Genomic DNA, 19740 nt, shown 5'->3' on the forward strand with positions numbered 1-19740 from the left:
ACTCCCCGCACATCCGATGATCCGCCCGTGTCTGACACCTCGTGGCGAACCCAAATACACTCTGTTAATCTGCCCCTTTGCCGGAGGCAGCAGTAGCGCATTCCGCCAATGGTCTGCACTGGAAAATCCAGATATTGCCGTTTCGCTGGTGATTTACCCCGGGCGTGACAGCCGTATGCAGGAACATGCTGTTACCAGCATTACGCCATTGGCTCAGTCACTTGCTGATGTGATCAGATCATTGGCTCCCGCACAAAGAGAGAACCTGATACTGGCCGGCCACAGGATGGGCGCTCAGGTCGCTTTTGAAACCTGCCGATACCTTGAACAATATCACTGTGCCCCCAAAGCATTGGTACTTTCGGGATGTCATGCCCCCCATCTTCAATCCCGCCGCCAACTGAGTGGATTGCCTGATCATGAATTCATTGAACAACTGATTGATATCGGCGGTTGCAGCCCGATTTTACGAGAAGATCCTGGACTACTTGCCCTGTTTTTACCCATGTTACGGGCTGATTTTTTTGCTACAGAACGCTATTACCACGCTATTCAGACTGATTCAGTAAAATTACAAACACCCACATTGTTGCTTTATGGCAACGAAGATAAAGAGGCTTCCGCTCTGGAAGTTCAGCAGTGGCATCACTGGCTTGCAAGTGACAAGCAAAATCTTGCGTATTGCTGCCAAGAGATTGCCGGCGATCATTTTTATATTACGCAAAAACCGCAGAGTTTTATTCATCATATGACCCAATTTATGCAATATGTTTATTCAAAGGAGTTCGCATAATGGCACCTTTTTCTATCCCGGGGAAAACACTGACTATGACGCCAAACTATCTTTGGAATGGCAAAACGCTGGATCAGCAGCTTGCCGGATGGTCCAGTATTTGGGGAGATAAAACCGCGTTGATTTATCAAGAACAGCGACTAACTTACCATGAACTCCATCAATCTGCGGAGAGGTTAGCAAGCGGATTGTATCATCGTGGAATACGCCGTGGTGATAACGTTATGGTGCAACTACCTAACCGTATCTCCTTTGTTATCACCTGTTTTGCCTTGTTTAGGTTAGGGGCTCATCCCGTATTATTAATGCCTACCCAACGGGCACATGATGTTCATGCGCTGTGCCAGATTGCACGTCCGGTGGCTTATATTATTCCCGATTGTATCCACGGTTTTGATTATCGAGAAATGGCGCGGGAAGTTGCAGCATCTTGTGACGAACTTAAACATATTATCGTGGACGGAGAGGCAGAAGAATTTACCCCATTCGCCTCCATTGAGGAGGAACCGCTCAATGTTCCTGGTCCAGGTTATGGCGATATTGCCGTGTTGTTACTTTCCGGAGGAACAACGGGTACACCAAAATTAATCCCGCGTACCCACGATGCTTACACCTATGATTTTGTACTTTCAGCTCGCCTGTGCTCAATCGACACTGAAAGTGTTTATTTAGCGGTATTGCCTGTTGCCCATAACTTTACTCTAGGCAGTCCTGGGATTCTGGGCACCCTTTCTCAGGGAGGATGTGTGCTTCTGAGTGACACCGCCAGTTGTGATGAAGCTATGCCATTGATAGAGCAGTATAAGGTGACTCATGTGGCACTAGTGCCGGCTCTTGCCCGACTCTGGGAACAGGCGCGCGATTGGGAACAAAGCGACCTTTCATCCCTGTACTGCTTACAAGTCGGTGGTGGCAGGCTCACACCGGAACTGGCAGAACAGGTCATCGCACGCCTTGCTCCTTTACAGCAGGTATTTGGTACAGCGGAAGGGTTGCTTTGCTATACCCGACTGGACGATCCTGATGAAGTCGTTATTAACACCCAAGGGCGCCCACTATCAGAAGAAGATGAGATCAAAATTGTTGATATCAATCTGCAACCTGTTGCATCTGGTGAAGTAGGTGAACTGATTACACGAGGCCCCTATACCATTACAGGATATTACCGTGCAGAACAGCATAATACCGTCGCCTTCACCCCTGATGGATTTTACCGAACTGGTGATCTGGTTCGCATCAGACCAGATGGCAACCTGATCGTTGAGGGACGGATTAAAGAGCAAATTAACCGCAGTGGTGAAAAAATTTCAACACAAGAAGTTGAAACATTGCTGCTGCAACATCCAGATATTGATGACGCTGTTGTCATCGCGGTTCCTGATGAACTCTTGGGTGAACGTATTTGTGCTTGCTTGCCAAAGAGCATCAATCAACCCGATCCTGCACAAATGCAAGCATTTTTGCACCAGAAAGGTGTTCAGCGGCATAAAATCCCTGACCAATGGTTATTTGTGGCATATTGGCCATTAACTGCGGTAGGAAAAATCGACAAACGCCAGTTAGTACAGATGGCACAAGCAGAAAATAACAACCTGATGCAACAATATCATGAACAGACGGTGACGATTACCAGCAATCCGTTAGATCTGGTTACCCGCTTGCTTGCCGATAATGATGCACAACCTTGTATGCTCTACGAAATAAAAGGTGAATGGTCATTGGGAATAGGCTGCGCTGCAACCATAAGTGCAGATGCATCGGGACAATTGGTTGATTCACAGGGCAATCGCCATCCATACGATATCAATACACTCAGCCAAAAACTTGAGCAAACGCTCAACGCTCTTCCGATTAAAGACTGGCGCGCTTATGGCAAAACATTATTCGAATTTTCCCATATGACGTATGGGATACCATTAAAGCCATCATTAGAACAACAAAATGAAGCGCTGATAAAAATCACTATTCCACAGCATGAATTACGTATAACTCAAGGGAAAGTTCTGATACGGACGCTTGAAGAAGAGCAAGTCTCTATATTGAGCGAGAAAATCAAGCGAGCTGATCAATTAGGCACACCGACTTTCCCACATACAAAAGCGATGGAAATTATCAACACAGCAGACGCTGCAAAAAATTATCAAGACAGCGTTGCCAATGCGGTTAAGGATATTACCGCGGGTCACTACCAAAAAGTGATCCTGTCACGCAAAGTTGAGCTTGGCTCAAATATTGATATAACACACAGTTACTGGTTAGGCCGTCAGGCTAATACACCAGCCCGCTCTTTTTTCTTACGTGATGGCGATTTTTCTGCTTACGGTTTCAGCCCAGAAACCGTCGTTGAAGCAGATGGTTCGGGTTGGGTTAATACCCAGCCGTTGGCAGGCACCCGAGCATTGACACATAACAAGGAGCAAGATCAGAAACTGCGAGCCGATTTACTTTCTGATCCGAAAGAGATTTCCGAACATGCTGTTTCGGTAAAACTGGCATTAGAAGAATTAGCGCCGATTTGTCAGCCAGAAACGCTTTGTGCATCAGAATTTATGGCTATTCGTGAACGGGGTTCGGTACAACATTTGGCATCACGGGTTAAAGGACTACTGCAAGCAGACAAAAATCGTTGGGATGCCTTTATTGCCTTATTTCCGGCGGTCACCGCTTCAGGGATACCGAAAAAACCTTCTTTACAAGCTATATCTCGTTATGAAGGTGAACCACGCCGGCTTTATAGTGGTTGTGTCATGCTTCTGAATAGCACCGGTAAACTGGATGCCGCGCTGGTACTACGTTCTCTCTATCAGCATAAAGGACGCTGTTGGCTCCAGGCGGGAGCAGGCTTGGTCAGAGATTCAAGGCCAGAAAGAGAATGGCAAGAAACCTGTGAAAAACTTGAATGCATTATGAAATATGTTCGCCCACATTCCGGTCAAAAAGACTAAACGTTTATTGGGATAGGCAGGAATAATGCTTTCGGGGAAAACCAGAGTGATATCTGGTTTTCCCTACGTCAGAAGGATGCACATCCACCATCCAACAAAGCCTGTTCATTACAACGACGACCATTCGCCAGTTGGCAAACAGGCACTTGATGCCCATTCAATTGCTTGGTTAGTGCCAGAATTCCTCCTGCATCAGAACAACTTTCACTGGCATCTTTACTCAGATAAATACCCAGATCTGAATATTGATAATGTTTGTAACGGCTTGATGAAGTTTCGGCTTGATGACCACTGCAACCCGCCAATAGCGTTGCCACCAGCAATAATTTGACAAGGGTAATTCCCCGCTTTAACAACATATTTTCTCCAGTTTAATTATCGGATTAATATATTTGGGTATAGATCAATGCCCTGCACTTTTAGAAAGCAAATTTATCACTAAAACACCAGCGATAATAAGAAAAATACCGATAATTGCCGGTAAATCCAATTTTTGCTGGTATAAAAAGATACCTGCAATAGAGACTAACACTATGCCAAGACAAGACCAAACCGCATAAGCAACCCCCAAGGGCATGACTTTTACCACTTGTGATAACTCCCAAAACGATAAGCAATATCCCATTACCACAACAACAGACGGCACTAAACGAGTAAATCCATCAGCAGTTTTTAACATTGTTGTCGCTACCACTTCAGACAAAATCGCGATAAACAAATAGCCCCATACATTCATATTGCTCACCAAGCCAAAGTTATAAAATAGACCAAATCCAAAAAAACTGCTTAATCTACCATAACTTAAAATGCAATACCTTAAATACAATACCTTAAATACAATAGCATCACGCAACCATCCCTAAGACTCATATAGCAGAATCATCATAACCTGACATATTCAATATGCTCCGTAAACAACTCATCAACCGAACATCTTTTTTGCCTCCTGATCGCTTTTGCTCCGCCCCATTTGTGTTCTATTGGGTTCAAATCCGGACTATAAGCGGGAAGCCATTCCAGTTGACATCTGCTGTCTGCTATCGCTTGTGCCGTGTCATTCCGTTTATGGAAAGGCGCATTGTCCATCACTATCACGGTGCCGTGTGGAAGCTTTGGCAGCAAATCTTGTGTCATCCACGCATAAAAAACATCGGCATTAATATTCTCGGTAAACAAGCTTAAGGTGACGAAGGTATTTTCGAGAATGGCACCAATGACGTTGATACGGCCTTTTGCGTGCCAGTCATGCGAACCAAAACAGCGTAACCCTTTTTCCGAATAGCCATGTTGACGTGGCATCGACTGAGCAAAACCACTTTCATCCAAATACACAATCGGCCTGCCAGCCCGCTCATAGTCGCTGATGCGCTCGATAAATACCTGACGAGCCTGAAGATCAGCGCGAGGGTGTTTTAACGTTTTTTTTATGGGTGATCCGAAGCCGTTTCAAGGCATAATGAATAGCCGATTGTGAGACACCTAAACGTTTTGCTCTTTCCCATTGATAGTCATCGGGAAAGTGTTGGACATCCGCCATGAGCACTGCATCAGGGATTTTCGTGGCAGGTTTATTGCGGGTCATGCAAGGTTCTATCTGATTGCACCACCGGAACAAGGTGCGCATGGAGACTTCAAAATGGGCACTCGTTTGTTCAAAAGTCAACGAATGCTTGTCTTTGTATGCCAATACTCTCTTTCGAAAATCTAAGCTGTAGCCCATCTCATTTTATGCCTTGTCATCTTAGGTTTAGATATTATGTCATATTGATATGATTTAGCTATAGCCATTGGTAAAGGTTTCCAACAAATTCCTTACTATCACTGCGCGTTATTCCTCTAATAGGGCAATTTCTTCGTTCGACAATTACATTCAGGATGCTATATCAAAATATGGCCTCATGTTTTCAATAAAATTGAAATTAATTATAAATCAATTACAACCAAATAATTCATTTTTATTTACTATCAATTTATAAGTATTTCTAATTAGCCAGCACCCATGATATTAACTTAGAATGAAAAAAATAAAAAATTTAGCGTTATCAGTAATATTTTCATATATAAACAATTAATATTTTAAATTTGTTATCTTGCATAACGAATTTTTCATTTCTTCACCAAATTAAGATAATAATAGCTTTTATGGAAAGTTATTGCGGTAGCCATTCCTAAAATGCAATTTTTGAAATTATAAAGCAAACTATCTATAGCCAGATAAATTAACGTACGTACGTATAAACGTTTCCGCGTCCACTCGCATAAAATGTATTTCACACATGGAAGGGTACATGAAAATACGATTACAATTCAATGCATAACCGTAAAACGATCACGATTTTATTACAACATTAAAAGGGAAAATAATGACCACATCTACAGAACAAATCGCCAATCAATATCCATTACCTAATTATCGTTTTTTAGTTTCATTTGGTAGTGAGAAAATTGCTTTTAATAATATTTCTGGTCTGGAAATTAACCATGATGTTATAGAGTATAAAGATGGAATTGGGAATTACTTTAAAATGCCTGGTCAACGCCATGCCGTTAACATTACTCTACGAAAAGGTATATTTCCTAAAGATACTCATCTTTTTACTTGGATGAGTTCCATTCAACTTAATCAAGTGGAGAAAAAAGATATTTTAATTAGTCTAACTGACGATACAGGACAAAAAATTTTAATGAGCTGGAGCGTCACAAATGCATTTCCAACTAAACTAACCATTCCTTCTTTTGATGCTACCAGTAACGAAATTGCTGTTGAAGAAATATCATTAACCGCAGATATGATAAAAGCCCACGCGCCATAAAGCAGAAAAATAATGACCACATAGTTATTTCATTGATTATCAATAGTTTTATTTACTATAAAACGATAACTATTTTTACATTTATTAACTATATAAAAACCATTTATTTAGGGCTTTATACTATAATAGGAGATTATATGCTAACAAATACATATCCAGGCGTTCAGATCAAAGAGGTTAATGAAACGTCTCTCTCTGTACGGACAAGTGCAACAGCAGTGCCTGTTTTTGCTGTTAATGATAAGAATACATATCTTACAGAAAAGTACCATCGCATTAATAATTGGTTAGAATATTTAGCCTTAAAAGGACAAAATGGTTTATTTGATCCTAGCGACCCCCTTGATATCTCACTACGGGCTTATTTTATTAACGGTGGCGGATATGCCTACCTCATAAAAACATTAGATTTAGTAACACAAGTTCCAAAACTTGATGATGTTACATTGTTAGTGGCCGCAGGAGAAGATATTGCAAATGCTGCCGGAAGCCTTTGTATAGAGGGTAAAGGATTATTTGCCATTCATGATGGTCCCAAAAAAGAGATTACTAATACAGACAAACTGGCTGATATATTAAAGCCATATGCACAATCTCAGTATGCCGCAGTCTATTATCCCTGGTTAACGGCTAAATGGGGAAAAAATAAATCTACCATTAATATTCCTCCCAGTGCAGTTATGGCTGGTGTTTATGCGAGTGTTGATAACAGCCGAGGTGTTTGGAAAGCACCTGCCAATGTGGCTATTCAGGGCGGATTACAACCCCAATATTCAGTAACTGATGACCTACAGGGAATATATAACCAGGGTAAAGCGCTGAACATGATCCGTACCTTTACTAACAATGGCACTTTAGTTTGGGGAGCCCGTACATTAGATGATACGGATAACTGGCGCTATATCTCAGTTCGTCGCCTGTTTAATAGTGTTGAACGGGATATCCAAAATGCTATGAAAGCCGCAGTATTTGAAACCAACAGCCAGCCAACCTGGGAGCAAGTGCGTAGTAGCATTGACAATTATCTGCACAACCTATGGCAGCAAGGTGCTTTAGTTGGGACTAAACCCAAGGAAGCCTACTTTGTTCAGATTGGCCAGGGTATCACTATGTCTGATGACGATATCAAACAAGGCAAAATGATCGCTAAGATTGGTCTGGCTGCGGTACGCCCTGCCGAGTTTATTATCTTGCAATTTACACAAGATATTTAGTACTGCACTTTATTCATGGAGGAAACGAGCATGGAGACAATACAGCCAGGCATCAAAATAACAGAAAATGTGGTTTCACAGAGATCAAATGATGTATTCATGGGTATACCAATTTTTATTGGTTATACCCAACCACCAGCTAGTGGAAATATTCACGATAACATCATTATTAAGCTAAATGACCTGACTGATTTTACCCAGTCATTTAAACCAGAAGGATTGATGTATTATTCTATACGCCATTTCTTCGACAATGGAGGACAACAAGCTTATATGTTGTCATTGGGAAATGAAAAAACACAAAAAGATCTTCAATTAATTATCACCGAACTGCAACAAAATTGGCTTAAACAAGCTATTGCGGCAGAAAATCAAATCACACTGCTTATCGTGCCTGATACAGCTCAATTTAGTCAGTGCAGTTGCGCCAATATAAACGCAAGTGCCTGGTTACAACTTTGGACGGCAGTATTGAATCTCTGCAAGATTCGTCATGGCATCATGGGATTACTGGATGCACCGGATAACCCAAGACTAGCTGCTAATTGTTTTAAGCAATTAGGAGAAATTCCCCCAAATGATCGGCAATGGGGTGCTGTATATTGGCCGAGCTTGAATACTGTTTATTATGAAAACGATAGCACTGATAAAACTGTTGTCATTTCCCCCACAGCCGCGGTCGCTGCTATTATTCAACGTTATGACCGAGAAAAAGGTGCATGGGTAGCGCCAGCAAACGTCCAATTAGCCAAAGTCATTAATCCGACATGTTCTTATGCTGAAGCACAACAATGGATTGATATAAATGAAGAGCCATTAAATCTGATTCGTAGTTTTCCTGGCAAAGGCATTCGTATTTGGGGATGTCGCACACTGTACAGCCAACCAGATTTTAATCAACCCGATTTTCTCTTGCGCTATATCCAGACCAGACGTCAAATTTCCTATATCGAAACTTATATCACTAAACTAGGACAAGCCTTTGTATTTGAACCTAATAACGCGATCACTTGGATGAAATTTAAAGGTCAGACTCACAACTGGTTACGTCAATTATGGTTAAAAGGAGGGTTACGGGGAACCCAGCAAGAACACGCATTTGAAGTTTTACTGGGAATTGACGAATCAATGACTGAAGCTGATCTAAGAGATGGAAAAATGATAATGAAAATCAAGTTAGCGCTGTTAACGCCAGCAGAATTTATTGAACTGAATCTAACATTTGATTCCGAACAGTACAAAGCCATTAAACAGGGGGAAACATGATGAATCCACTCACCCCTTCAGTGTCACATCGTTTTATTGCCAGTTTTCTCTTTAATAATATCCCCAGCCCTTTCGATATTGCTTTCCAACGTATCTCCGGCCTCAGTCGCGAATTGAAAACAACACAACACAGTCAAGGGGGAGAAAATATCAGAAATACCTGGTTGGCCGAAAAAATTCAGCATAAAAATGTCGTGTTGGAGCGTGGGGTGATGATCATCACCCCCCTGACATTAGTATTTGAGCATGTTCTAAGCGAAGGTAAGGCAATTTATGCCGATGTGGTCATCATGCTTCTGAATGAACACTCAATTCCTGTGACAAGCTGGACATTAAGTAATGCGCTGCCTATACGTTGGTCCACTGGTGATCTTGATGCCAACAACAATTCCATTTTGATCAATTCATTGGAATTAAGTTATCAGGATATGATCTGGTTAGGAGTAAAAATATGACTATTGAAATTAAAGAATTGATTATCCAGGCCAAGGTGATCGAGCCTTCAAGTAAAGAGTTATCTTCACAAACCTTGTCCCAAAGGACATTAGCTCAAGAAAAGCTAGATAATGCTCGCTTAATTGAAGTCATAAAACAAGAGGTATTAGAAGCTTTACGTGAATCTGGGAGAATATGATGAGCTTTCTCGAACGTAACTTATCTAAACTCACGCTTACCGCCTTTAAAGACCGAGAAGGTAAAGCCTCAGCAGGTAGTTTACAAGCTATGTACAACCCTGATTCTATCCATCTTGATTACATGAACCATTATCAGAAAGATGAAAGTGTTAACAATACCAACCAGAGCAATCGTTATGTGTTATCTAAACCAACGGGTCTGTCACTGGAGTTGCTATTTGATGCCACAATGCCCGGCAATAATACTCCTGTAGAAACACAACTGGAAACACTAAAGTCGCTATGTGCCATTGATGCCACCACCAAAGTCCCCCATTTTTTGAAAGTCAAATGGGGGAAAATGCGCTGGGAAAACAAAGGCTATTTTGCTGGTCGAGCTAACGGTCTTACCGTCAGATACATACTGTTTGATCGAGATGCAACCCCCTTGCGAGCCAATGCGACCTTATCCCTGGTTGCAGACGAAAGTTTTGTCATTCAAGCCGCTGAACAACAATTAAAGTCACCTCCTACTACTACAGTCACTGCCATTGATAAACTTTCTTTACCGCTGATAGCAGCAGGAGCCAGCACTTCCCTGGCGGGGAGTATTGATTATCTCACACTCGCATGGCAAAACGCTCTGGATAATCTTGATGATTTTACCCCAGGGAAAATATTTCAGGCTAAGGATAAAACATGAAGTTATCCTCATTACCAGCAATCGAGATCATGGTAGATGGTGCCCCGCTCAGTCAATTTTCCGTCATCAGTATCACTATCAACCAACATATCAATGATATTCCCTCAGCAAATATTATCTTAGGGCTTACTGGCGATATCATTCATATCTTTGATCACAAAACACAAGAAGAGCTGACAAATTGCCGCCCAAACAGTGAATTTGTTGCACAGATTGAAAAGGAAATTGTATTTAAGGGTATTATTGTTCGACAACAGCTTGAACTCAAAGGTCAAGATAGTCTGGTAATACTAACCGCCAAACATCCATTACAAAAATTGACTCATGGCCTCAATTCACAGCTATTCAGTCAACAAAGTGATGAAGAAATTATCAGGAAATTATTTAATCAAGCAGGTATCCCAGTAACCATCAAGCAAAACGCCCAACTTCGGACTGTTCATGAACAAATGGCACAATTTCGCTGCAATAACTGGGTCTTTTTGAGAAAACGATTAAATGCAACAAATACCTGGATGCTTCCTGGTACAGAGACAGTGACATTGGTGACACCTGAATCGCTCAATCAATCAACAGTACATACTCTCAGCCAACAGAGCAGTAGCCAAGACATTAATATACAAGAAGATAATCATCAGGAAATTGTGCTCTTTGAGGCCAGCCTTCAATGGGATAATCAATATAATCCTGAAACAGTGAATATAACATCATGGGATATTGTTGAGCAGGAGTTGTCCCAGGCCATTCAGGTGAGCAAGAGCGAACTGGGTAGTGGGCAACTTGCCTCCGATAACGTATCTTCCTTAACTAATCAGGGATCACAATGGATTTTCAGTTATTCATTGGATAATGAACAAACTCTAAATCTTGCGCAAGGTATTCTGAATAATCAACGAATTCATAATGTCTCCGGCCGTTTTTACGTGGCAGGCGATAATCGCTATCAAGCAGGGGATATACTGGAATTAACTGGCTTCGGTCAGGCCATGGATGGTCGGACAATAATCACTGGCGTCAACCAAAGCATTAATCAACAGCAGGGTTGGCGTACCCAATTGACTTTAGGTATGCAGCCAGAGGCAAGACAACCTGCATCTCAAGTAAAAGAATTGCATATCGGGATTGTGGAAAAATTCCAAGAAGATAGCCAATCTCTGGATCGAATACCAATCAAAATCCCTGCTTTTGGCTCAGGTAGTGACACACTGTTTGCTCGCTTAAGTAAACCCTATGCCAGCAATGAAAGCGGATTTTGTTTCTACCCTGAGCCGGGGGATGAAGTGATTATCGGTTTCTTTGAATGTAATCCTGATTTCCCCGTTATATTAGGTTCGATGCACAACCCTAAAAATAAAACTCCGTTAGCGCCTAGCGAAGAAAATTCGATGAAAACACTAGTTATCAGGCAGGCGGAAAATCAACAGTCACTTATTTTCAACAATAAAGAAAAAATAATCTCTATTAATAGTGGAGAACATAAATTATCTTTACAACAGGATAAAGATATTACGTTTGATTCAGTTAAAAATCTTATTATGACAGCCACTGAGGAAATTAAATTACAAGCTGAAGAATCCTTATCTGCCAGTGGACAATCTGGAGTTGATATTAAGGGAGCCAACATTAACTTAACGCAATAATTTATTTAAGCCTAAGGTAACTAAGATGGCGAAAAAAATACTAGCTGAACTTTATGGTCGTGGTTGGGCATTCCCTCCCCAATTTTTTATCAATGAAGACCAAAAAATATCTGGTGTAACCCTGACCGAAGGAGAAATAAATGTCCGCCAAAGTATGAGTATTCTTTTTTTGACTGAACCTGGTGAACGCATTATGCGTGAAGAGTATGGTTGTGGTCTGTCTGATTATCTTTTTGCTAATATCAGTGATGAATTAATGGCAGATATTCAAACCCGTATTGAAGAGTGTGTATTGCGTTATGAACCTCGTGCCAACATTACAGATATTCAGATCAGCCAAAGAACAGATTTTCTTAATACCCTTCATATTCAAGTCATTTATACCTTAAGAGGTAGTGATATCAACCAACAACTTGAAAGTATCCTTACAATTAATGAAGGACAGTTACAGGTGATTCTATGAGTGGACAATTTATCGTTGACGGTGACAGCCTGTTATTTGAACCTTTATTCGGAGACCGTGAAGTCACTATTCTGGAACCAACAATTATTCGAGGCAACGGACACGCTACAATCCAGGGCAAAAAAATGGTGATTCTGGGTGATGAAAAAGAAGTAGAATTTGAAGCAGAGTACATTACACCGGAGCACCCAATTCCCGGTATGGGAATAGTCACCATAGCTGAACTTGACAATAGCCAACAAGCCAATTTTTGTCGCACACCTATCACTGCCATTGTTGTCGGACAGCAATTCACCGCTCGTTTTATCCCTAATATACTTGCTGATAATCCGGAAACGGGTCCAGATGTGCCGGAACCAAGTATGGGTAGAGGTATTTTTATTACCAGTCAATATATTGTCAGTACAGGATGAATATTTCTTAAAAAATCACATTCAGAATAAAAATCAAGAAAATATCTAAATAATAGGTAATATAATTATGGAAAAGAACGGACTAGAAAATAAACTTAAAGCTATTGCACCTGATATTGACTTTGAACTTGATGATAGAGACATACTGGACACGCTAAATTGGCTGGAGGAATATACTAAAATAATTCCTTTTGGCAACAATGAAAAACAGCATTGGAATTCCTTTTATTTTATTGAAGATAACACCCCGCAGAAATTAGCGGCCATTTATCAAGGCATTTATGAATCAAATGGTTATTTGCCTCCACATCATGCTTTCCTCTTTGCTTTTTTAAAGATGATGGAGACAGTTAAAATATTACTAAATACTTTCCCTGCTCGGCATCGCAATCTCTATTATCAAAAATTATTAGGATTAAAACTCAGAGAAGCCCAAGCAGACAGTGTTGCTTTAAACATTATGCTAAATAAAAATACGAAAGAATATTTTATTCCTAAAGGTACCCTCTTTGATGGCGGGCGAGATAGTGCCGGAAATCCGTTACAATATGCTTCAGAATCAAATTTATTGGCTAATCAGGGAAAATTGACTGATTTATACTGGTATAAAAAAGATAAAAATAATGGGCAAACAAAAATACTTTTAGATCTTGCAAATAAGATTACATTTCCTCAAGACGGTATTCGGCTTTTTGATTCCATCTCCAGTCATATTCCGGTTTTACCCGGTTACTTGATTACTTCTCCTCTTTTGGCAATGCCAGGAGGGAAACGCAGTATTACACTTACACTTGCAAACAAGTGGATAGGCGATTGTGCTCATATCAGCGCTAAAGTGAGTTCACATGATCACTGGCTTTCATTAACACCCGTAAAAACAGATAATCTTCAATATATCAAATTATGCTTATCTGCTAATGAAGGGCCTATTACTCCCCCTAATAACCTTGAAAATATGATATTTAATGTACCCGTATTAAAGATAATCACTACTCAAGGACCGACTCTACCAGAAATTACAGATATCGAAATCAATATTAATGGCAATCACAACGTACGTTATTCTTCTGATAGCGGTATTGAACAAGCGGATAAAACCAGTTTCCCGTTTGGCCGGTTATCACCACTAGGCTCTGGCTTTAATCTGGTTTCTCCTGAATGGTATAATACGGCAAACGCAACACTTACCCTTAATCCTCAATGGAGCGGATTACCTAAAGAAAGCTTTAAAACGTGGTATAAAGGGTATGATCCTGAAATTGATAATAGTGATTTTAAAATTCAAGGATATTTAATCACACCCCAAAAAAGAGAAAAATTAAATAAAGCCCAGCCATTATTTGAAAATAATGGAAATGCCCCTCCACAAGGGCAAAGTTTGACATTTACATTACCGAATATGGATTATCCTATTGCAAAAAAAAATTCCCCCAATGACTGGCCTGCATCAATACGCGTTGAACTGGTTGAACAAGATTTTATGCATGATCAATATTGGAAAAATCCTAAAGGAAAAAATATACCTTACACGCCAAAAATCAGTACATTATGGGTTCAATTCAACGCTAAAGCCAAATCTGGGCAATTTTCTACTTATCCTCTCACGCCTTTTGGTTGGTGTGACAAAACATCTTTAAACACAACACTAGCAACCAACAACGAATTATATTTAGGCTTTACTAACCTCTTACCAGGACAAACTTTATCACTTTATTGGAGATTAAAAGGTTCTCAGGAATGCAATTTATCCTGGTATTACCTTAATAAAGATAATAACTGGTATCCATTAAACAAATGGGTTGATGATCAAACTCAAGGCTTACTGAGTAGTGGTATCTGGAGCACTTTATTACCAACGGATGCATCAGATCAAGTTACTCAGATGCCAAAGGGACGGTATTGGTTGAAAGCCGAAATAACGCCCCAAAGCAGTTATCCAGTAATCAAAGGATTATTATATAACGCTATCACAGTAACCTTAACCAATCCTGAACTTATTGAGCAGGCTCACTTTATCAATGGATTAGCCGCCAACAGCATTAAACATCCCGTTAAGGCATCAATTGAAATTAGTGGAATTACGCAGCCCTGGGCCTCCTGGAATGCACGTCCACGAGAAACAGAACAGGCTTTTCTTGCGCGAGTTCCTGCCCGATTGTTCCACCGTCATCGGGCATTGAGTTGGAAAGATATTGCGACTTTATTGAAAGAACATTTTGTCAGCATATTTGATATCCTGATACCTTCAATTAATGAATTAACCAAGATCCCTGTATCAGATACACGACAATTGATTGTAATCGCCAATAGCCGTTACAAAGATAACGACGATGTTTTACGCCCGATTCTGAATACAGCTCAATTGACAGAAATGACCGAATGGTTAGATCAATTCATCAGCTCGTGGGCTACGATTGAAATTAATAACCCAACTTATGTTGACGTTAAAATCAACTACAACCTAATGTTTATTTCAGGCATTAATCCTGACTATGGCCACACTCAACTACAAAAAGAATTAAGCCAAAAATATATGCCATGGGGAACAAATAATACCCTTGGTGTAACCACTGGCAACCGTATTGACTATTATCAATTATTGGCCACGATCCAGCAATCACCTTTAGTTGAACGAGTGACTAATTTAAGCCTTACACGTGATAAAAACTCGCCAGGTATTATCGGTGAAAGTATTGAAGCCCTTGATAATGAAGTGCTGATTTTAGTATGGCCAAATACAACTCATCCAAAACAAGGTGCTAATAATGAATAATCAAGATGCGCTGTTTCCCATCATCAAAGAAGATATTACTTTTGATACCTTACTCACTCAGGCCAAGCAGATTATTGAACAACAGTCCAGCCAAAACTGGAGTTATATTGGTGAAAGTGATCCCGGCATTACATTATTAGAAGCCTGTTGTTACGGTATTTCCGATCTGGCTTATCGTCATTCATTACCACTTAAGGATTTGTTGACTCTTGAAAAAAAGGAACAGCTTCCCTATGACGGTATTTTCCCAACAGAGTTCGGACCACAAAAAATGCTAACATGTGGACCAATTACCGCAGAGGATTACCGCAAGGCTTTACTGGACCTCCATAGCCACGATAATCTAAACGATTCCATCAACAAAAACAGTATGGATACTGAAAGCAGTACGGGTTATTTCCTCTTTAATGATGTACAGCTTATTCGCGAGCCTGAAAAAGAACGTTATCAATATTGGTATAACAAAAAAGAAAGAGAATACAGCTTTACTTCCACTAAAGATAGTGAACAATTGACGTTAAGAGGGAACTATTGGCTTTATTTAGTTCCCAGCCGAGAAACAGAAATTAATAAAACGCTGACTCAAAAAAGTCTAGATACTTTCCTTAAAAATAACCGTAATATTTGCGAATATATCAATAAAATTATCTGGTTAAAACCTACAGACTTAATCTTACAGATTGATATTGAGATTGATGATGATGTTAATGATATTGCCAATATCATTGCCCAGGTTTATAGAATTGCAGAACAGTTAGTATTAGAAAAACCTGAACGTTATACTACCCAAACCCTGCAAGAACAGGGGTATAGTAATGAGGAAATATTTTCTGGCCCTAATTTAAAGCACGGTTGGATAGCGAAGTTACCACCGACTAAAAATTATGCTGACTCGACAAAATTACATCTGAACCATTTGGTTAATCAACTATTGACTATCAAAGGGATACGACATATTACTCGATTGGCATTAGCAATAGATGAAAAAAATAGCCCAATATCTTCGTTACAAGATGATAACTGGTCTTGGAAAATCGCTCAGGGGTATTATCCAAGACTCTGGGGAGCTAATCCATTAGAATTAATTACCTCATCAGAAACACCCCTAAAAATTACAACAAAAGGCGGAGTAACTGTTACTGCCTCTCAACAACAAGTAAAGGAAAAAAACATTCCCTTACCCCTAATCAATACAGAACCGGTATTAATCAATTGGGGGAAAAATCGTAAGACATTAGACTATTATTCTGTCAGCAATAAATTACCTGACTGTTACGGTTTACAAAGCAATGCAAAAAAAACACACCAAGAACAATTACAAAAATTTATGTTGCCCTTTGAGCAAATGCTAGCAAATAGCTGTGCCGAACTAAATTTATTACCTAATTTGCTGGCATTTAAACAACGAGGAAATAAAGTATACGGTACACAATGGCCTTTTAATTCTGATCAGTTTAATAATCAAAATATTCATCAGAATATCAAATATGATTTAATTAAGAAATTAAATCATGATGTGGAAATTGAAAATGATAATGGTATCAATCAGAAAAATTATACAAAAGAACTCACAATATTAAATTATTTATTAGGTTATTTTGGTGCTCAATGCTCAATCAATCCATTAATTTCAGAACAAAAAGAATATCTTTCAATTCAACGCGGCTATCTGGCTCAACAACCACAGCTCGCCTATCAACGTAGCAATATCCGCATTGATAAAGTCTCTGCTCTTCAAAAGCGGATCGCAGCTCGCATAGGCCTGGGGGAAGAATGCTTTAGCAAAACGCCAAATCTAGCTAAATTACCTTTTTATTTGATTGAACATCGCCAGTTGTTACCAATAAAACCCGATAAAAAATTTGATACTGAACAAAAACCAGATGCTCTGGAAATCACAAATGATCAGTTGAAGATCACACAACAGGATACAACAGGTCGTTTATTGCAAGGGCAAATTATTAATTTGATTATCATCGAAAATGATAACAGAAAGATTAAAATAATGGGACAAATAATTACCAAGGTGACAGAAAATACCTTTTACCTTAATGCGCAAAATAGCAAGGATTTAAAAAGTAAATTGAAAAAAGTACAAGAGGCTTTTAAAAAAGGCACTTTACGCTGGCAAAATAGTCCTGTTTGGCTAAAAGATATAGATTATGAGCTCTTTTATTCCAATGAAGATAATCAGAAAATTGCCAAAGATGAACGATGGATCACTCTTGCCCCTCAAATTCCTTTTCCAGCGATGATTAAAGAAAATGATGAAATTACACTGGAATATAAAACAACCCCATCAGATAAAAGAAAATCTTTAAATTCTGATTCACAAGAAACTGTTCCTGAACCGCTAAAATTAAAAGCACATATAATTCAATTTAATCGTATTAAAAGGAAAATATTAATTAGGCTTGATAATAATTCACCTGGTGTTTTTCCCATTCCTGGAAAAACATCTCACTATTATTGGTACTTTTCCAACCCTGAATATGCTGTAACTGATCGTTTTTCATTTGTCGTCAGCGCAGTTTTTAACAATCAGTTATTCAATAATAAAAAATTTACCATTGATCCTTATAAACTGGACGATTGGATAAAAAACGAAATTTTATCTGAATTTCCGGCTCATATTTCTATCATCATGCACTGGCTATCTCCAGAAAATTTTGAATCCTTCGCTAACACTTATAAACTTTGGCAAAACAATGGGATACCTTTAGGTGATGAAGCATATCAAATTTTGGAGATGTTAACGCTTGGTCACCTCCCCTATACAGAAAATGGCATTGGTCACATGACAGTTGCTACACCAGACCAAAGGATTAAAGTAATAGGTCAATCAGGCAATGAATGGCATCATGAATTTATTGAAAACGAACAATTATTCTATGTACCAAAAGACTAAATGAAGACATAAAACCATATAAGGTGATAAGATGGAAAATAAACACAACATATCTAATACAAAAGATGTAAATAATAAATCAGAGCTCCCTACAACAGACGAGTTGAAAAAAAGCTTTAAAGCAGGCAGTATCCCTTTAGAATCCGATTTTACTGACTTAATTAATCTTGCCGATATTGGTCGTAAAGCAACAGGGCAAGATCCTGGACAAGCAAATGATTCTAAATCAGGTTTAGGATTAGATAATAGTGGGCGCTTGGTAATTCAAACCGGATTTGGTATTAATATTGAAAATAATAATGTTTCTATTAAATCTGGCAGCGGTATTATCGTTGATAATGATGGAGTATCAGTTGATCCTAATACAATCATTCAATTTAAAGCCGGTAATGGCATTCTAATCGATAATAATAACATTTCAGTTAAACCTTCCAATGGAGTCAATGTTGATAGTAATGGCATTTCTATAAAAGCCAAAAAGGATGCAGCCATTAGTCTTGATTCAGATGGCATAGCAGTTGAATGTTGGGATGGAGGAGGAATTACTGTAACTGATAGTACCGGCCTTTATTTAAAATTAGTAGGAGGAGCCTCCGGTAATTGGAATGGTATTAGTGGCTTAGAATTAAGTGATGAGGGGGTAAAAGTTAAAGCAGGTAATGGTATTAGAGTTGATGAACATGGTGTCAGCGTTAACGCAGATTTTTTATTAGATTATGTGAATAATGTCATGGCGACAGAAATAAAAAATAATCTAAAGACGCATATAAAAAATATTACTCTAGATTCTGTTCTACATATTGTTCCTCCAGGAACAATTGTGCCACTTCATATTAAAAAGGATTATTATGTTGACGGTCAAGGCCATGATTTACCCCCACCAGATGGTTGGCTATGGTGTGATGGACAAAATGACACTCCCGACTTAAATGGTCGAGTAGATGGTGAATACAGAGTAAATATCCCTGTTGGTAGTGATGATAAATCTGATATAGCAATGAAAATAAACCTTGGTGTCCCAGACGACCCTGAAGAGATAAAAGAAAGTGATTTAGTAGGATGGTTATATGAAATGAAATATATAATGAAAAAACCCGGGCCTTATAGTGGACCTTATGGCTGATAATTAATCTTGTTATCAGTTCTCATTGACCGATGATATAAATAAAATTATGGAAATCAAGGCCGATCTTGC

General features: G+C 39.3%; 18 protein-coding genes. 14 read left to right on the forward strand and 4 right to left on the reverse strand.

Going from position 1 to position 19740, the window contains the following annotated elements:
* The first annotated feature begins 16 nt into the window (after positions 1-16).
* Both Xish_RS17250 and Xish_RS19225 read left to right on the forward strand, forming a co-directional pair.
* A complete protein-coding gene (locus Xish_RS17250) occupies positions 17-793 on the forward strand; it encodes a thioesterase II family protein (RefSeq protein ID WP_099119139.1) in 777 nt (258 codons plus the stop codon).
* Positions 794-828: 35 nt separating this feature from the next.
* Positions 829-3738, forward strand: coding sequence for a salicylate synthase (locus Xish_RS19225; protein ID WP_341865777.1), 2910 nt, complete (start codon positions 829-831; stop codon positions 3736-3738).
* A 68-nt stretch (positions 3739-3806) separates the two neighbouring features.
* On the opposite strand, the gene Xish_RS17260 is transcribed toward Xish_RS19225, so the two are convergent.
* The 4 genes from Xish_RS17260 to Xish_RS17275 all read right to left on the reverse strand — a co-directional run bounded on the left by Xish_RS17260 (position 3807) and on the right by Xish_RS17275 (position 5458).
* Complete coding sequence (locus Xish_RS17260) at positions 3807-4097, reverse strand: putative hemolysin (protein WP_099119054.1); 291 nt, start codon at positions 4095-4097, stop codon at positions 3807-3809.
* Between the two features lie 44 nt (positions 4098-4141).
* Entirely contained in the window at positions 4142-4474 is a 333-nt protein-coding gene (locus Xish_RS17265) for a DMT family transporter (protein WP_099119055.1), read from the reverse strand.
* Positions 4475-4620: 146 nt separating this feature from the next.
* Positions 4621-5166: an IS630 family transposase gene (locus Xish_RS17270; protein ID WP_341865778.1), complete on the reverse strand. Its 546-nt coding sequence runs from the start codon at positions 5164-5166 to the stop codon at positions 4621-4623.
* Entirely contained in the window at positions 5135-5458 is a 324-nt protein-coding gene (locus tag Xish_RS17275; RefSeq protein ID WP_099116405.1) for an IS630 transposase-related protein, read from the reverse strand. The genes Xish_RS17270 and Xish_RS17275 overlap by 32 nt, the downstream gene beginning before the upstream one ends.
* A 643-nt stretch (positions 5459-6101) precedes the next feature.
* Here Xish_RS17275 and Xish_RS17280 point away from each other — a divergent pair.
* The 12 genes from Xish_RS17280 to Xish_RS17335 all read left to right on the forward strand — a co-directional run bounded on the left by Xish_RS17280 (position 6102) and on the right by Xish_RS17335 (position 19668).
* Entirely contained in the window at positions 6102-6551 is a 450-nt protein-coding gene (locus tag Xish_RS17280) for a phage tail protein (protein WP_099119056.1), read from the forward strand.
* Between the two features lie 137 nt (positions 6552-6688).
* The gene (locus tag Xish_RS17285) at positions 6689-7765 is read left to right on the forward strand and encodes a phage tail sheath family protein (protein ID WP_099119057.1); all 1077 of its coding nucleotides are present in this window, start codon (positions 6689-6691) and stop codon (positions 7763-7765) included.
* A 30-nt stretch (positions 7766-7795) separates the two neighbouring features.
* Positions 7796-9031 (forward strand): phage tail sheath C-terminal domain-containing protein, encoded by a 1236-nt coding sequence (locus Xish_RS17290; protein ID WP_099119058.1) that lies wholly within the window; start codon positions 7796-7798, stop codon positions 9029-9031.
* Positions 9028-9486 (forward strand): phage tail protein, encoded by a 459-nt coding sequence (locus tag Xish_RS17295; protein WP_099119059.1) that lies wholly within the window; start codon positions 9028-9030, stop codon positions 9484-9486. Before Xish_RS17290 ends, Xish_RS17295 begins: the two co-directional genes overlap by 4 nt.
* On the forward strand, positions 9483-9665 hold the full coding sequence (locus Xish_RS17300) for a DUF5908 family protein (RefSeq protein WP_099119060.1): 183 nt from the start codon (positions 9483-9485) through the stop codon (positions 9663-9665). The genes Xish_RS17295 and Xish_RS17300 overlap by 4 nt, the downstream gene beginning before the upstream one ends.
* Positions 9665-10348: a CIS tube protein gene (locus Xish_RS17305; RefSeq protein ID WP_099119061.1), complete on the forward strand. Its 684-nt coding sequence runs from the start codon at positions 9665-9667 to the stop codon at positions 10346-10348. The genes Xish_RS17300 and Xish_RS17305 overlap by 1 nt, the downstream gene beginning before the upstream one ends.
* Entirely contained in the window at positions 10345-11988 is a 1644-nt protein-coding gene (locus tag Xish_RS17310) for a phage baseplate assembly protein V (protein WP_099119062.1), read from the forward strand. Before Xish_RS17305 ends, Xish_RS17310 begins: the two co-directional genes overlap by 4 nt.
* Positions 11989-12013: 25 nt before the next feature.
* On the forward strand, positions 12014-12451 hold the full coding sequence (locus tag Xish_RS17315; protein WP_099119063.1) for a GPW/gp25 family protein: 438 nt from the start codon (positions 12014-12016) through the stop codon (positions 12449-12451).
* Positions 12448-12864 (forward strand): hypothetical protein, encoded by a 417-nt coding sequence (locus Xish_RS17320; RefSeq protein WP_099119064.1) that lies wholly within the window; start codon positions 12448-12450, stop codon positions 12862-12864. Before Xish_RS17315 ends, Xish_RS17320 begins: the two co-directional genes overlap by 4 nt.
* A 67-nt stretch (positions 12865-12931) precedes the next feature.
* Positions 12932-15637 carry a hypothetical protein gene (locus tag Xish_RS17325; RefSeq protein ID WP_099119065.1) on the forward strand — a complete coding sequence of 902 codons (2706 nt, stop codon included), beginning with the start codon at positions 12932-12934 and terminating at the stop codon, positions 15635-15637.
* Entirely contained in the window at positions 15630-18545 is a 2916-nt protein-coding gene (locus tag Xish_RS17330; RefSeq protein WP_099119066.1) for a hypothetical protein, read from the forward strand. Before Xish_RS17325 ends, Xish_RS17330 begins: the two co-directional genes overlap by 8 nt.
* A gap of 31 nt (positions 18546-18576) precedes the next feature.
* A complete protein-coding gene (locus tag Xish_RS17335) occupies positions 18577-19668 on the forward strand; it encodes a hypothetical protein (RefSeq protein WP_099119067.1) in 1092 nt (363 codons plus the stop codon).
* The last annotated feature ends 72 nt before the right edge of the window (positions 19669-19740 follow it).

Source organism: Xenorhabdus ishibashii (genome assembly GCF_002632755.1).
GTDB lineage: Bacteria > Pseudomonadota > Gammaproteobacteria > Enterobacterales > Enterobacteriaceae > Xenorhabdus > Xenorhabdus ishibashii.